General features: G+C 54.0%; 8 protein-coding genes. 4 read left to right on the top strand and 4 right to left on the bottom strand.

The genetic code is table 11. The features are described from left to right. Positions 1-56: 56 nt before the first annotated feature. The gene (apbE, locus tag HMPREF1144_RS22375; protein ID WP_009653998.1) at positions 57-1,109 is read right to left on the bottom strand and encodes an FAD:protein FMN transferase ApbE; all 1,053 of its coding nucleotides are present in this window, start codon (positions 1,107-1,109) and stop codon (positions 57-59) included. 102 nt (positions 1,110-1,211) lie between these two features. Then, on the bottom strand, positions 1,212-2,312 hold the full coding sequence (locus tag HMPREF1144_RS22380; protein ID WP_009653961.1) for a porin OmpC: 1,101 nt from the start codon (positions 2,310-2,312) through the stop codon (positions 1,212-1,214). 773 nt (positions 2,313-3,085) lie between these two features. Here HMPREF1144_RS22380 and rcsD point away from each other — a divergent pair. Then, entirely contained in the window at positions 3,086-5,746 is a 2,661-nt protein-coding gene (gene rcsD, locus HMPREF1144_RS22385; protein WP_009653999.1) for a phosphotransferase RcsD, read from the top strand. 16 nt (positions 5,747-5,762) lie between these two features. Continuing rightward, positions 5,763-6,413 (top strand): response regulator transcription factor RcsB, encoded by a 651-nt coding sequence (gene rcsB / locus HMPREF1144_RS22390; RefSeq protein WP_004103995.1) that lies wholly within the window; start codon positions 5,763-5,765, stop codon positions 6,411-6,413. A 44-nt stretch (positions 6,414-6,457) separates the two neighbouring features. Here the strand turns inward: rcsB and rcsC are convergent, their stop codons facing one another. Both rcsC and gyrA read right to left on the bottom strand, forming a co-directional pair. Beyond that, entirely contained in the window at positions 6,458-9,304 is a 2,847-nt protein-coding gene (gene rcsC, locus HMPREF1144_RS22395) for a two-component system sensor histidine kinase RcsC (RefSeq protein WP_004852751.1), read from the bottom strand. Positions 9,305-9,434: 130 nt separating this feature from the next. Continuing rightward, positions 9,435-12,068, bottom strand: a complete 2,634-nt coding sequence (gene gyrA, locus HMPREF1144_RS22400) for a DNA topoisomerase (ATP-hydrolyzing) subunit A (RefSeq protein ID WP_004852752.1) — start codon at positions 12,066-12,068, stop codon at positions 9,435-9,437. 185 nt (positions 12,069-12,253) lie between these two features. On the opposite strand from gyrA, the gene ubiG reads away from it, so the two are divergent. Both ubiG and nrdA read left to right on the top strand, forming a co-directional pair. Further along, positions 12,254-12,982: a bifunctional 2-polyprenyl-6-hydroxyphenol methylase/3-demethylubiquinol 3-O-methyltransferase UbiG gene (gene ubiG, locus HMPREF1144_RS22405; RefSeq protein WP_004852754.1), complete on the top strand. Its 729-nt coding sequence runs from the start codon at positions 12,254-12,256 to the stop codon at positions 12,980-12,982. 344 nt (positions 12,983-13,326) lie between these two features. Further along, complete coding sequence (gene nrdA / locus HMPREF1144_RS22410; RefSeq protein WP_004852755.1) at positions 13,327-15,612, top strand: class 1a ribonucleoside-diphosphate reductase subunit alpha; 2,286 nt, start codon at positions 13,327-13,329, stop codon at positions 15,610-15,612. The last annotated feature ends 4 nt before the right edge of the window (positions 15,613-15,616 follow it).

Genomic DNA, 15,616 nt, shown 5'->3' on the forward strand with positions numbered 1-15,616 from the left:
AAGTGTATCTTCAGTGTGGGCCGAAGTCCGTTAACAAAAACCCGAAATCTTGCGCTTTAATTTTTCTCGCCAACGAGGAAAGTGCGGAACTGCGGCGACATCCAGGTTTTAAACCCGTCCCCCTCTTTGATAATCATATAGACCGCCAGCCCCTGTTCGCGTACCACGTCCCGCGCTTTTTCCGGCCCCAGCACCATCAGCCCGGTGTCCCAGCCGTCGGCTTCCAGCGCCGTCGGGGCGATAACGGTCACCGAAACCAGTTTATGATCGATAGGCCGCCCGGTCTGCGGATCGATAACGTGCGAGATGCGCTTACCGTCCAGCTCATAGTAGTTGCGATAGCTGCCGGAGGTGCTGATGCCGTGGCCGTTAATATCAACGATCGCCTGCACCGCGTTTTCGCGATCGGTCGGCTTCTGGATAGCCACCCGCCATGGCTGTCCTTCCGCATTCATTCCCCGGCTCGCCAGCGCGCCGCCCACCGAGACCAGGTAGCGCGAGATCCCCTCCTGCTCCATCAGGCGCGCCAGATGATCGGCGGCGTAGCCTTCACCTACGGTAGAGAGATCGACAAACAGATCCGGAATATCTTTTTGCAGAAACTGCTTGCCGGCCTGGTTGATCACCGTCAGATGCTGTAATCCGCTGCGCGCTTTTGCCGCGGCAATCTGCTGCGCATCCGGCGTTTTGACCGGCTGTTTATCCGGGCCAAAGCCCCATAAATTGACCAGCGGCCCGACGGTAATATCCATGGCGCCATGGGTTTTTGCGCCAATGCGCAGCGACATTGTGACGATATCTGCCATCGCCTCGTTGACCGGCCACGGCGAGGTACCCGGCGAATGGTTAAAGCGCATCAACGCTGAATCGTTCTTCCAGGTGGAAAGCAGACGATCGTCGGCATCCAGCTGAGCCTGAACTTTCTGGCGCAGCGCCTCGGCCTTCGCCTCATCAACGTTGATGACGCTAACCCGCCAGAATGTGCCCATGGTTTTACCCTCCAGCACGGTGGCGGCGGATTTTGGCATCTGGGGAGTGGTGGCTGAATCACAGCCTGAAAGTAATACGCAGGCGCCGAACAGGGCGGCGCGGAAAAAAGTGATATCCATAAAATTGGCTTCCTCTGGCTAAGGCGCAAAGAGTACACCAGCAAGGTTAAACCGGGCATAAAAAAAGGCGCCATCGGCGCCTTTTTTCAAACTTCAGCGTGCTTAGAACTGGTAAACCAGGCCCAGAGCAACGATGTCGTCGGTAGAAACACCGGCGTTACGAGTGAAGCTGTTGTCGTCCAGCAGGTTGATTTTGTAGTCAACGTAGGTGGACATGTTTTTGTTGAAGTAGTAGGTAGCGCCTACGTCAACATATTTCAGCAGATCCTGATCGCCGTAGCCTTCCAGATCCTTACCTTTGGACTGCAGGTAAGCCACGGACGGACGCAGACCGAAGTCGAACTGGTACTGTGCAACCACTTCGAAGTTCTGCGCTTTGTTAGCAAAGCCCAGGGAACCGGCGCGAGTTGCGTTGTAGGTCTGGGTGTACTGAGTCGCCAGGTAGATGTTGTTGGCGTCATATTTCAGACCACCGGTATAGGTTTCAGCGTTGTCGCCGCGGCCCAGAGCCAGCTGGCTGTTCTGATCGCCATTACGTTTGGAGTGAGAGTACGCGAAACCAGCGCTGATACCGTCGTAGATATCATAGGTCAGGGAGGTGCCGTAACCGTCGCCGTTCTGTTTCAGAGCGCCACGACCGTTGTTGGTCGGGGAAGTACCTTCACCGCTTACGCTGCCGTTTTTACCCTGATACTGCAGAGCAAAGTTCAGGCCGTCAACCAGACCGAAGAAGTCAGAGTTACGGTAGGTTGCCACGCCGTTAGCGCGAGACTGCAGGAAGTTGTCAGAACCGTAAGTGTCGCCGCCGAATTCCGGCAGAACGTCGGTCCAGGAAGTTACGTCGTAAACAACGCCGTAGTTACGACCGTAGTCGAAAGAACCCGCGTCGCCGAATTTCAGACCTGCAAACGCCAGACGAGTCCACGCCTGATCGCTGGAGCTTTCGGTGTTGTTAGCCTGAACGTTGTATTCCCACTGGCCGTAACCGGTCAGCTGGTCGTTAATCTGAGTTTCGCCTTTGATGCCCAGACGCATGTAGGTCTGGTCGCCATCGGAAGATTTGTCGTCAGAGAAATAGTGCAGACCGTCGATTTTACCGTACAGGTCTAATTTGTTGCCATCTTTGTTATAGACTTCAGCCGCATTCGCTGCGCCTGCTACCAGCAGAGCCGGTACCAGGAGGGACAGTACTTTAACTTTCATGTTATTAACCCTCTGTTTGTTATATGCCTTTTATTATTGCCACTGCTTACTGATTACCCTTCTAATCAGTCGGCTATTTCATTGTGCTGCAAAATGCAGAATAATCCAACAAGAATATGATACTAAAACTTCTAAGATGTTTCAAAATACCCACAAGATGTTTCAATTTGTAAATGCAAGGGAACTTTTTTACCGCACAAAAAGCTCATAAAAATAAGCACTAATAATCAAAAAATAAAAATTATCAATCAATGTCAATGAGTTACACAGTTACACACCTATAGCACTGAATGGTAAAACAAAATCCTCATCTGAGACTAAAATTAATCCCGCTATCATCATTAACTTTATTTATTACCGTCATTCAGTTCTGAATGTCTGTTTACCCCTATTTCAACCGGATGCCTCGCATCCGGTTTTTTTTTACTCTTCTTTACACATCTTTAATTATTCCATGCTACCGGTGAAAAAAAATAACGGTTATTAATCAAACAACTTGCGAATAAACTTAAGGCTGTTTATATAATTTCTTGTTATTTAGTGCTATTTACGTTAGTCAATCCGTCAATAATTGTACAAAACTATTCGGACAGTACATCTTTACTCGCCGCGCGGGTCTGAGATGAAACTCAAGGTAAAAAAGTCGTTGTATGGTATTCAGATGTATGGATTTTGGGCGTTAACCTTTATACTGTTCATCGCATCTGCGCTGCCCCCGGTTAACTTGGTGCAACAGTCCGTTTACACATACTGATGAGTCGTACTCTCACACGATGACCCCGAAAAAATTTTCCCTGATACCCGGCAACATTACCCGCTTCTTTATTCTTATGGTCATCGTCCTGCTGGCGACGATGGGGGTCATGATCCAAAGCGCCGTTAACACCTGGCTAAAAGATAAAAGCTACCAGGTGGTCGATGTCAGCTACGACTTACATAAACGCATTGATACCTGGCGCTACGCCACCTGGCAAATCTATGACAACATTGCCGCGACCTCGTCCAGTTCAGCCTCAGAGACAGGGCTCCAGGAAACGCGTTTAAAACAGGATGTTTACTACCTGGAGAAACCCCGGCGCAAAACTGAAGCGCTGATTTTTGGCTCGCATGACGGCTCAACGCTGGAAATGACGCAAAAAATCTCCAACTATCTCGATATCCTGTGGGGAGCCGAGACCATTCCCTGGTCGATGTATTACCTTAACGGCCTGGATAACAGCCTGATTCTGGTTTCAACGCTGCCGTTAAAAGATCTCTCCTCCAGCTTCAAAGAGTCGACCATCAGCAGCGTCGTTGAATCACGACGGGCAGAAATGCTGCTGCAGGCCAACACGCTAGATGAACGCGAGACGTTTTCGTCGCTGCGCCACCTCGCCTGGCAAAACGGCTTCTACTTTACGTTACGCACCACCTTTAACCAGCCGGGCCACCTGGCGACCGTTGTGGCCTTCGATCTGCCCATTAACGATCTCATCCCTCCCAGCATGTCGCTGGAGAGTTTCCGCCTGGAGCCCGATCCGTCGCAAAGCGTCAACAGCAATCCGGATAAAGAAGCCGCCGACATCGTCAGCATTAACTTTAACGGCCCGCAGATTGAAATTCTCACCACCATTAATACCACCGGTATGCGTCTGGTCTGGATGGTGCCCTTTAGCGAGCTGATTCTGGAGTCCTTGCAGAGTATCTTACTGCCGCTGTTGCTGAATATTGGTCTGCTGGCGCTGGCGCTGTTCGGATTTACCACCTTCCGCCACTACAGCGGCCGCAAAAGCATCGTGGGAACGGCCGTTTCCTCGGCCGCCAATAGTGAATTACGCGCCCAGCGCGCCATTCACGAAGAGATTGTTTCTCTGCTGCCGCTGGGGCTGCTGGTGCACGATCAAGAAGCTAACCGGACGGTGATCAGCAATCCGATTGCCGATCATCTGCTGCCGCATCTGAATCTGCAAAACATCATCAACATGGCCGATCAGCACCAGGGCGTGATTCAGGCGACGGTGAACAATGAACTGTATGAAATCCGTCAGTTCCGCAGCCAGGTGTCGCCGCGCACGCAAATCTTTATTATTCGCGATCAGGACCGCGAGGTGCTGGTGAATAAGAAACTCAAGCAGGCCCAGCGCCTGTATGAGAAAAACCAGCAGGGCCGTACGGCGTTTATGCAGCATATCGGCACGGCGCTGAAACAGCCGGCGCAAACGCTGGCGGAAGAAGCCGCAGCGCTCGGTATGGCCGAAAGCCGCAGGCTGGCCCAGCATGCCGATGAACTGGTACAACTGGTTGATGAGATAGAGCTGGCAAATCTGCTGGAGAGCGATAGCTGGAAGAGCGTTCAGGACCTGTTCTCAATTCAGGAATTGATCGATGAAGTGGTACCTGATGTCCTGCCCATCATCAAACGCAAAGGTCTGCAGCTGCTGATTAACAACTCGCTACCGGCCAATGAGCAGCGCTACGGCGATCGCGACGCCCTGCGCCGCACCCTTTTACTGCTGATTCAGTACTCGGTGACCACCACGCCTATTGGCAAAATAACCCTGGAAGTCAGTAAAGATGAGTCCGCGGACGATCGTCTGACCTTCCGTATTCTGGATACCGGCAACGGCGTTTCGGCGAACGAAATCGACAATATGCACTTTCCGTTCCTCAACGAGACGCAGGCAGACCTTTACGGCAAAGCCAACGCCCTCACCTTCTGGCTCTGCGATCGCCTGACGCGCAAGCTCGGCGGGCAGCTCAATATCAAAGCACGCGAGTCGCTGGGTACCCGCTACTCCCTGCATTTAAAAATGGCCGCCAGCGCGGAGGAGAGTGATTCGGGTGAACATCTGCTGGATGAAGTGGTGATCATGCTTGATGTGACCGCCAATGAAGTCCGCCGTATCGTGACCCGTCAGCTGGAGAGCTGGGGAGCGACCTGCATCACCCCGGATGACAGAATCACAAGTCAACAATATGATCTCTTTTTAACGGATAATCCGTCTAATCTTACTGCTTCGGGCTTACTTTTAAGCGATGATGAAGCCCGGGTTCATAAGATTGGTCCTGGTCAGCTCCGCGTAAACTTTAATATCAGCGCTGCGCTGCAGGAAGCTATCCTGCAATTGATTGAGCAGCAGCTTGCTGAGGAAGAGGAGCAGCCATCCTCTCCCGGGAAAGAAAGTAACGCCGAACTGCATGCCAGCGGCTATTACACGCTGTTTGCTGACACGGTACCAGATGATGTTAAGAGGCTGTATAATGAACTGGCGACGGGCGATTTCGCCGCGCTGGCGCAAACCGCCCACCGCCTCAAAGGGGCATTTGCTATGCTAAATCTGGTACCCGGCAAGCAGTTATGTGAAACGCTTGAGCATCTGATTCGTGAAAAAGATGCGCAAGGCATAGAAAAATATATCAGCGACATTGACGTTTACGTCAAGAGCTTGCTGTAGCAAGGTAGCCTAATACATGAACAATATGAACGTAATTATTGCCGATGACCATCCGATCGTACTGTTCGGTATTCGTAAGTCACTTGAACAAATTGAGTGGGTGAACGTTGTTGGCGAGTTTGAAGACTCCACCGCATTAATCAACAATCTGCCTAAACTGGACGCACACGTCCTGATTACCGATTTATCGATGCCCGGTGATAAATACGGCGATGGCATTACGCTTATTAAATACATCAAGCGTCATTTCCCGGACCTGTCAATCATTGTACTGACAATGAACAACAACCCGGCGATCCTGAGCGCGGTTCTGGATCTGGACATCGAAGGGATCGTCCTGAAACAGGGTGCGCCGACCGACCTGCCTAAGGCGCTCGCCGCGCTGCAAAAAGGCAAAAAATTCACCCCGGAAAGCGTTTCGCGCCTGCTGGAAAAAATCAGCGCCGGCGGTTACGGTGACAAACGTTTGTCGCCCAAAGAGAGTGAAGTGCTGCGTCTGTTCGCCGAAGGCTTCCTGGTCACCGAGATAGCCAAAAAGCTCAACCGCAGTATTAAAACCATCAGCAGCCAGAAAAAATCGGCGATGATGAAGCTCGGCGTGGAAAACGATATCGCCCTGCTCAACTACCTCTCTTCCGTTTCCCTGAGCTCAACGGACAAAGACTAACGTCTCTCTTCCCGGATAGCGCGGCGCTATCCGGGAAACGTCTTTTATTCCCTGCCCTTACGTACCCGCGCGGCGTAGACCGTCAGCGTCTGCTTGATAATATCCAGAGTGACCGGTTTTGAAAGGCAGCTGTCCATACCGGACTCCAGGCAGCGCTGCTTCTCCTCCGCCAGCGCGTTGGCGGTCACCCCAATAACCGGCAGCGTAAGCCCTAGCTGGCGAATGCGCTGGGTCAGGCGATAACCATCCATATTCGGCATGTTGACGTCGCTGAGCACGATATCAATATGCTGCTTGCTCAGGACATTCAGCGCATCGACCCCGTCATTTGCCGTCACGCACTGATAGCCCAGCGATCCCAGCTGATCGGCCAGCAGACGTCGGTTAATCGGATGATCGTCCACCACCAGAATCATCATGTCATCATTGCTGGCGGTTTGCGCATCCGCCGCGGATAGTGCAGGGCCGTTTTCCGTACTGGCCATGGCAATATGGAAGATGCGGGCCAGCAGCGGCAGCAGCTCGTGCGGCGTGGCCACGCTATGCAGCCACTCGCCGGGCGCCCGCTCCTGTGGAATACCGATATGCCGACGAGAGAAGATCACCATCGCGCCGCCGTCCCAGGCATCATGCGTCTCGCTATCGGTCAGCAGAATATCCTCCGCGTCCGGCGCTTGTCCCTCAAAATGACGGACCGGAATACCGTGGTATTTCAGCAACTGCTCGACGAACAGCGCCAGCGAGCTGTTATCAATCGCCAGCCAACAGCATTTTTCCGCCAGGCCATCAATATTCGGTGACGGCGTATTTTGTACGCCATAAAGCGGGATACGAATAGTGAAGCGGCTGCCCATACCTGGCTCGGTTTCAACGGCAATATCGCCGTCCATCATGCTGATAAGCTTTTCACAAATCGCCAGACCGAGTCCGGTCCCCTGGAAATTGCGCTGCACGCCGGTCCCCACCTGGAAGAACGGGTCAAACAGGCGTACGACCTCTTTCGCCGGGATCCCTTCCCCGGTATCGCGCACGCTGATGCGCAGATAATCCTCCGCCCGCTCTACGTGCAGGATAATGCAGCCGGTATCGGTAAACTTAATCGCGTTACTCAGCAGGTTTGAAATAACCTGCTGCAGGCGCATCGGATCGCCGGACATCAGCTGCGGTACGTCAGGTTCAATAAAGCAGTACAGCCCGAGATGTTTCCGCACCACCAGCGGCAGATAGTTGGCGGAAATATGGTTCATGACCTCGCGCGGTGAAAACTCCCGCGGCTCAATTTTGAGCTGTTCGGACTCAATTTTCGAGAAATCGAGGATGTCGCTAATAATTTTCAGCAGCAGGCTGGAAGAGTTGTTCATCGCCGTCACCAGACGATCGACGCCCTTCGGTAGCTCTTTGGTCTGCAATAAATCGAGGTTACCGATAATCCCGTACAGCGGCGTTCGCAGTTCGTGGCTGACGGTGGCAAGGAACATCGATTTCGACTGGCTGGCCTGCTCGGCGGCCTGGGCCATCTCCTGCAGCGACTCCTCCATTTTGACGCGCGCCGAGACATCCACCAGCACGCAAATCGCTACGTTCTCGTTACGGTAACGCGAGTGGACAAAGCTGATTTGCAGATTGGTATTGTTGCTGGTCAGCACATCGACAAAGTTCACCTGCTGGCCGCAGATAATTTGCGTCAGCCGCTGCCGATCCTCATGGGTTAGCATATTGAGATAGTTATGCGCCAGCTCGTTACTCAGGATATTGGTGCCGTCGATCGTACGTAAAATACAGATCCCCACCGGCGCGGAGGCAACGATTTTTCGGTTGAACTGCTCGTGCTCTTCGAGGCGCTGGGCGTCGTTTTCAGCCGGAATAAAAATCCGCCGTTCATACATGCGGGCAAGCGCAAAAAGGAGCCCGCCGGTAAGCAGATTGAGCACCACGGCGTTCAGTATCAGCATCCGGATGCGTTCCAGCACCTGATCCACCGGCACCGAATAGACAATGCTCAACGATGACGGCGGCAGGCTTTTTTTCATCGCCAGCTCGCGAAAACCGGCGGTATAGCCAAACCACAGACGCTCCTGCATCCACTTCGCATCCGGTTTAATATTGCTGTCCGACCCGGCAAGCGAGATTAGCGTCTGTCCGTTATCGTCGAGAATCGTCACGTTCATCGGCAGACTACCTGGGGTAAAGAAACTTTCCATGCGGATGGTTTGCTCTACGCCGAGCATGGCCTGCAGGCGATTCGCCACATAGATTGGGGTCAGCGCATAGAAATAGCCAACGCCCGGACGCACGCCCTGGCTTATCCAGAACAGATTGTTACCGCGCTCGTTTTGCGGCGCGTCGCGATACTGCTCAATACGCTGATGCAGCACTTTTAACGCCTGGTCCCGCTCCAGCGGAATATCGCGCAGGCCGAAGTTGGCCATACACAGATTGTCGCTGCCAATCATAAAAATACGATTGAGGTCGTAGGCCGTTGAGAAATTGTCGCGCCAGTAGCGCATAAACCACGCCAGTGACTGCAGCGAGTTACGCCAGGTCGTACTCATCAGCGCGCAGTCGGAATCCGGGTAGAGCGGTTCAAAATTAGGGATCGTAATATCGCCGCGCTGCACCGGCGTATCGCCGCCTTCGCTGCCGTCCATTGGCCGGTTGCCGGCAACGTATTTCAGCTCTTTGATCACATCGGCCGTACGCTGTATGTAGCGCTGCGCCTGATCGGCATTGAGGTTAAATTCCTGGCGAATTTCCGATTCGCGATCGTGCAACGCATTGACGATGTAAAACACCGAAACAAAAGCGACCAGCACCCACAGCAGTATCGCCAGCGCTCTGAACAGATAGCGTGAAACCTTTAACGTGTTATGGAAAGAAGCTAGATATTTCAATGTGGCGATGCTCGGCCGTCAGGGGCTCAACAGAATGGCGTTAAGGTAACGATAAAACAACGGTCCCGCAACGGGAAAACAAAAAGGGCCGGGGAGAGCCCCGACCCTTTCAGACAATTACCGCAGAGAATTACTCTTCGTCTTCGGCGATGTCATCGTCAGTATCCGCTTCCGGCGCGATATCTTCGTCGCCTTCCGCCGCGCTGCCGTCGATGGCATCCAGCTCTTCGTCATCAACCGGCTCAGCCACGCGCTGCAGGCCGACCACGTTTTCATCTTCCGCAGTACGAATCAGGATCACGCCCTGAGTGTTACGACCGACAATGCTCACTTCAGATACGCGGGTTCGTACCAGCGTGCCCGCGTCGGTGATCATCATAATCTGGTCGCAGTCATCAACCTGCACCGCGCCCACAACGGAACCGTTGCGTTCGGTCACTTTGATTGAGATAACGCCCTGGGTCGCACGCGACTTAGTGGGATACTCTTCAGCTGCGGTGCGTTTACCGTAGCCATTCTGCGTGACGGTCAGGATGGCACCTTCACCGCGCGGAACGATCAGAGAAACCACTTTGTCCTCGCCGGCCAGCTTGATGCCGCGCACGCCTGTGGCGGTACGGCCCATCGCGCGGACGGCGTCCTCTTTAAAGCGCACCACTTTACCGGCGGCGGAGAACAGCATGACTTCGTCCTGACCGGAGGTCAGATCGACGCCAATCAGCTCGTCGCCTTCGTTGAGGTTAACCGCGATAATACCGGCGGAACGCGGACGGCTGAATTCAGTCAGCGCCGTTTTCTTCACGGTACCGCTGGCGGTCGCCATAAAGACGTTCACGCCCTCTTCATACTCGCGGACCGGCAGGATCGCGGTGATGCGCTCGTTGGCTTCCAGCGGCAGCAGGTTGACGATCGGACGACCGCGCGCGCCGCGGCTGGCTTCCGGCAGCTGATAAACCTTCATCCAGTAGAGACGACCGCGGCTGGAAAAGCAGAGGATCGTGTCGTGGGTGTTGGCCACCAGCAGGCGGTCGATAAAGTCTTCTTCTTTGATACGCGCCGCAGATTTACCTTTACCGCCACGACGCTGGGCTTCGTAGTCGGTCAGCGGCTGATACTTCACGTAGCCCTGATGCGAAAGGGTCACGACAACATCTTCCTGGTTGATCAGGTCTTCAATGTTGATATCCGCGCTGTTCGCGGTGATCTCGGTACGGCGCGCGTCGCCGAACTGTTCACGGACCAGCTCCAGCTCTTCGCGGATAACTTCCATCAGGCGATCGGCGCTGCCCAGAATGTGCAGCAGTTCCGCAATCTGTTCCAGCAGCTCTTTGTATTCGTCGAGCAGTTTTTCATGCTCAAGGCCGGTCAGCTTCTGCAAACGCAGATCCAGAATCGCCTGCGCCTGCTGTTCGGTCAGGTAGTACTGGCCGTCGCGTACGCCGAACTCGGGCTCCAGCCATTCCGGACGGGCGGCGTCATCGCCTGCGCGTTCCAGCATCGCGGAAACGTTGCCCAGATCCCATGAACGGGCGATTAAGGCGGCCTTCGCTTCCGCCGGGGTCGGCGCGCGGCGAATCAGTTCGATAATCGGATCGATGTTGGCCAGGGCAATCGCCAGCGCTTCGAGGATGTGCGCGCGATCGCGGGCTTTACGCAGTTCAAAAATCGTACGACGGGTCACCACTTCGCGGCGATGGCGCACGAACGCGGCAATAATTTCTTTCAGGTTCATGATCTTCGGCTGACCATGGTGCAGGGCAACCATGTTGATACCGAAGGAGACCTGGAGCTGGGTCTGCGAATAGAGGTTGTTCAGCACCACCTCACCCACCGCATCGCGTTTCACTTCAATCACGATGCGCATACCGTCTTTATCGGACTCGTCGCGCAGCGCGCTGATGCCTTCGACGCGTTTGTCTTTGACCAGCTCGGCGATTTTCTCAATCAGGCGCGCTTTGTTCACCTGATACGGAATTTCATGCACGATGATGGTTTCGCGGCCGGTTTTCGCGTCAGCTTCCACTTCCGCGCGTGCGCGAATGTACACTTTACCGCGACCGGTACGATAGGCCTCTTCAATGCCGCGGCGACCGTTGATGATCGCGGCGGTCGGGAAGTCCGGACCTGGGATGTGTTCCATCAGCCCTTCAATGCTGATGTCTTCATTTTCAACGTAGGCCAGACAGCCGTTGATCACTTCGGTGAGGTTGTGCGGCGGAATATTCGTCGCCATACCTACCGCGATACCTGACGAACCGTTGACTAACAGGTTCGGGATTTTGGTCGGCATAACGTCAGGGATCTTTTCCGTGCCGTCATAGTTATCGACGAAATCCACCGTCTCTTTTTCGAGGTCGGCCATCAGCTCATGGGCGATCTTCGACATACGGATTTCCGTATAACGCATCGCTGCGGCGGAGTCGCCGTCGACCGAACCAAAGTTACCCTGGCCATCTACCAGCATATAGCGCAGGGAGAATGGCTGCGCCATACGTACAATGGTGTCATACACGGCAGTATCACCATGAGGGTGGTATTTACCGATTACGTCACCAACGACACGGGCAGATTTTTTATAGGCTTTGTTCCAGTCATTGCCCAATACGTTCATGGCGTATAGTACGCGACGGTGTACCGGCTTCAGGCCATCTCGGACATCCGGCAGCGCACGGCCAACAATGACCGACATCGCATAATCCAGATAGGAGCTCTTCAGCTCTTCCTCAATGTTGACCGGTGTAATTTCTCTCGCAAGGTCGCTCATCTAACCGCTATCCCTCTACTGTATCCCGGATTCAAAGGTCGCAAATTATAACACAGCCGCGGTGATACGGGTAAACCTATACCCAATGATTTTCGCGCGGCGAAAGGCGACAGGGATAGACGGTTTATTCATCCCTGAGGCCTGATATACTCGCGGGTCTGAACTGAACAGGAGTAAAAGCGCCCATGAATGCCGAAAAACCGTCGGTGGCCCACAATGTTGATCATAATGAAATCGCTAAATTTGAAGCCGTCGCCTCGCGCTGGTGGGATTTAGAGGGCGAATTCAAGCCGTTACATCGCATCAATCCTCTACGCCTCGGCTATATCGCGGAGCGCTCCGGCGGCCTGTTTGGCAAAAAAGTACTTGATGTCGGCTGCGGCGGCGGCATCCTGGCGGAAAGCATGGCCCGGGAAGGCGCAGCGGTGACCGGTCTGGATATGGGCTTCGAACCGCTACAGGTGGCGAAACTGCACGCCCTGGAGAGCGGCATTCAGGTCGAATATATCCAGGAAACCGTTGAAGAGCACGCGGCGAAGCACGCCGGAGAGTACGACGTCGTTACCTGCATGGAGATGCTGGAGCACGTCCCGGATCCGCAGTCGGTCGTCCACGCCTGCGCGCGGCTGGTCAAACCTGGCGGTCAGGTGTTCTTCTCAACCATTAACCGCAACGGTAAAGCGTGGCTGATGGCGGTCGTCGGCGCCGAATACATCATGAAAATGGTGCCGAAGGGAACCCACGACGTGAAGAAATTCATCAAGCCCGCGGAGCTGATCGGCTGGGTAGATGAGACAATTCTGAAAGAGCAGCATATTACCGGTCTTCATTACAATCCGTTGACCAATACCTTCAAGCTGGCGCCAGGGGTGGATGTTAACTATATGTTGCATACAACGGCGAAAAAAGCATAACGTCAGCTGTATTTCTTATGATGATTGCGCGGCATCAAGCCGCGTGATTTTTTCTTCCGATGAAGAAATCAGCACTCGATCAAATTTTCATTTTTTTTTCTGATTTATAGACATCTTCTCCAGGCCTTATGTGGCGTGGACTTAGCGATTATTACCCTTCCGCAACCTCAATTTAACGTCAAAATCAACTCTTGTACTCAAAAGAATCCTTACTAGAATACTCACCATATAGCGTTTCTTTTATCGACAACCCCCTACATATAGTATTTATCCACAGAGTTAGTCACAACGGCGTTCTGTGGATAAGTGGGGGATATTTTCTTTCACGGACAGGTATAATCCACATGAATCAGAGTCTGCTGGTGACAAAGCGTGACGGTAGCACCGAGCGCATCAATCTCGATAAAATCCACCGCGTGCTGGATTGGGCGGCAGAAGGGCTGAATAACGTATCCATCTCCCAGGTAGAACTGCGTTCCCATATTCAGTTCTATGACGGCATTAAAACCGCCGACATTCACGAAACCATTATCAAAGCCGCCGCGGACCTTATCTCCCGCGAGGCGCCGGATTACCAGTATCTCGCCGCCCGTCTGGCGATTTTCCACCTGCGTAAAAAAGCCTACGGCCAGTTTGAGCCGCCAGCGCTGTTCGACCACGTGTCGAAAATGGTGAAAAACGGTAAATACGATACTCATCTGCTGGAAGACTACACGGAAGAAGAGTTCAAGCAGATGGACTCGTTCATCGAGCACGATCGCGATATGACCTTCTCCTACGCTGCGGTTAAGCAGCTCGAAGGCAAATATCTGGTGCAGAACCGCGTCACCGGTGAGATCTATGAAAGCGCCCAGTTCCTGTACATTCTGGTTGCCGCCTGCCTGTTCTCCAACTACCCGCGCGAGACGCGTCTGGACTACATCAAGCGTTTCTATGACGCGGTGTCGACGTTCAAAATCTCGCTGCCGACGCCGATTATGTCCGGCGTGCGTACCCCGACCCGTCAGTTCAGCTCCTGCGTGCTGATCGAGTGCGGCGACAGCCTGGATTCTATTAACGCCACCTCCAGCGCCATTGTGAAATACGTCTCTCAGCGCGCCGGTATCGGCATCAACGCCGGCCGCATCCGCGCGCTGGGTAGCCCGATTCGCGGCGGTGAAGCTTTTCATACCGGCTGTATCCCGTTCTATAAGCACTTCCAGACGGCGGTGAAATCCTGCTCCCAGGGCGGCGTCCGCGGCGGTGCGGCGACCCTCTTCTACCCGATGTGGCATCTGGAAGTCGAAAGCCTGCTGGTGCTGAAAAACAACCGCGGTACCGACGCCAACCGCGTTCGTCACATGGACTACGGCGTACAGATCAACAAGCTGATGTACACCCGTCTGCTGAAAGGCGGCGATATCACCCTGTTCAGCCCGTCCGACGTCCCGGGCCTGTACGATGCGTTCTTCGCCGACCAGGACGAGTTCGAGCGCCTGTACACCCAATACGAGCAGGACGACAGCATCCGCAAGCAGCGCATTAAAGCGGTAGAACTGTTCTCGCTGATGATGCAGGAGCGCGCCTCCACCGGCCGTATCTACATCCAGAACGTGGACCACTGCAACACCCACAGCCCGTTTGACCCGGTTGTCGCGCCGGTGCGCCAGTCCAACCTGTGCCTGGAAATCGCCCTGCCGACCAAGCCGCTGGAAGATGTAAACGACGAAAACGGTGAAATTGCGCTGTGCACCCTGTCCGCTTTCAACCTCGGCGTTATCGATAGCCTTGATGAGCTGGAAGAGCTGGCGGTGCTGGCCGTTCGCGCGCTGGATGCCCTGCTGGATTACCAGGACTACCCGATCCCGGCGGCCAAACGCGGCGCGATGGGCCGTCGTACGCTAGGTATTGGGGTGATTAACTTTGCCTACTATCTGGCGAAGCACGGTAAACGCTACTCTGACGGCAGCGCTAACAACCTGACGCATAAAACGTTCGAAGCGATTCAGTACTATCTGCTGAAAGCCTCTAACGAGCTGGCGATCGAGCAAGGCGCGTGCCCGTGGTTTAACGAAACCACCTATGCGAAAGGCATTCTGCCGATCGATACCTACAAAAAAGACCTGGACGCTATCGTCAGCGAATCCCTGCATTACGACTGGGAGCAGCTTCGCGAGTCGATCAAAACGCACGGTCTGCGTAACTCCACGCTCTCCGCGCTGATGCCGTCCGAGACTTCTTCGCAGATCTCCAACGCCACCAACGGCATTGAGCCGCCGCGCGGTCACGTCAGCATCAAAGCGTCGAAAGACGGTATCCTGCGCCAGGTGGTGCCGGATTACGAAAAACTGCAGAACGGCTACGAGCTGCTGTGGGAAATGCCGAACAACGACGGTTACTTGCAGCTGGTCGGTATTATGCAGAAGTTTATCGACCAGTCGATTTCTGCTAACACCAACTACGATCCGACGCGCTTCCCGTCTGGCAAAGTGCCGATGCAGCAGTTGCTGAAAGACTTGCTCAATGCCTATAAGTTCGGCGTCAAAACGCTGTACTATCACAACACGCGCGATGGCGCGGAAGATGCCCAGGATGACCTGGCGCCCTCCATCCAGGACGACGGCTGCGAAAGCGGCGCATGTAAGATTTGATAAT

Source organism: Klebsiella sp. OBRC7 (assembly GCF_000293135.1).
Taxonomy (GTDB): Bacteria; Pseudomonadota; Gammaproteobacteria; order Enterobacterales; family Enterobacteriaceae; genus Klebsiella; species Klebsiella michiganensis.

Coding starts and splice junctions, on each gene's coding strand:
- apbE (WP_009653998.1), bottom strand. CDS start 1,109: ATGGATATCACTTTTTTCCGCGCCGCCCTGTTCGGCGCCTGCGTATTA.
- HMPREF1144_RS22380 (WP_009653961.1), bottom strand. CDS start 2,312: ATGAAAGTTAAAGTACTGTCCCTCCTGGTACCGGCTCTGCTGGTAGCA.
- rcsD (WP_009653999.1), top strand. CDS start 3,086: ATGACCCCGAAAAAATTTTCCCTGATACCCGGCAACATTACCCGCTTC.
- rcsB (WP_004103995.1), top strand. CDS start 5,763: ATGAACAATATGAACGTAATTATTGCCGATGACCATCCGATCGTACTG.
- gyrA (WP_004852752.1), bottom strand. CDS start 12,068: ATGAGCGACCTTGCGAGAGAAATTACACCGGTCAACATTGAGGAAGAG.
- ubiG (WP_004852754.1), top strand. CDS start 12,254: ATGAATGCCGAAAAACCGTCGGTGGCCCACAATGTTGATCATAATGAA.
- nrdA (WP_004852755.1), top strand. CDS start 13,327: ATGAATCAGAGTCTGCTGGTGACAAAGCGTGACGGTAGCACCGAGCGC.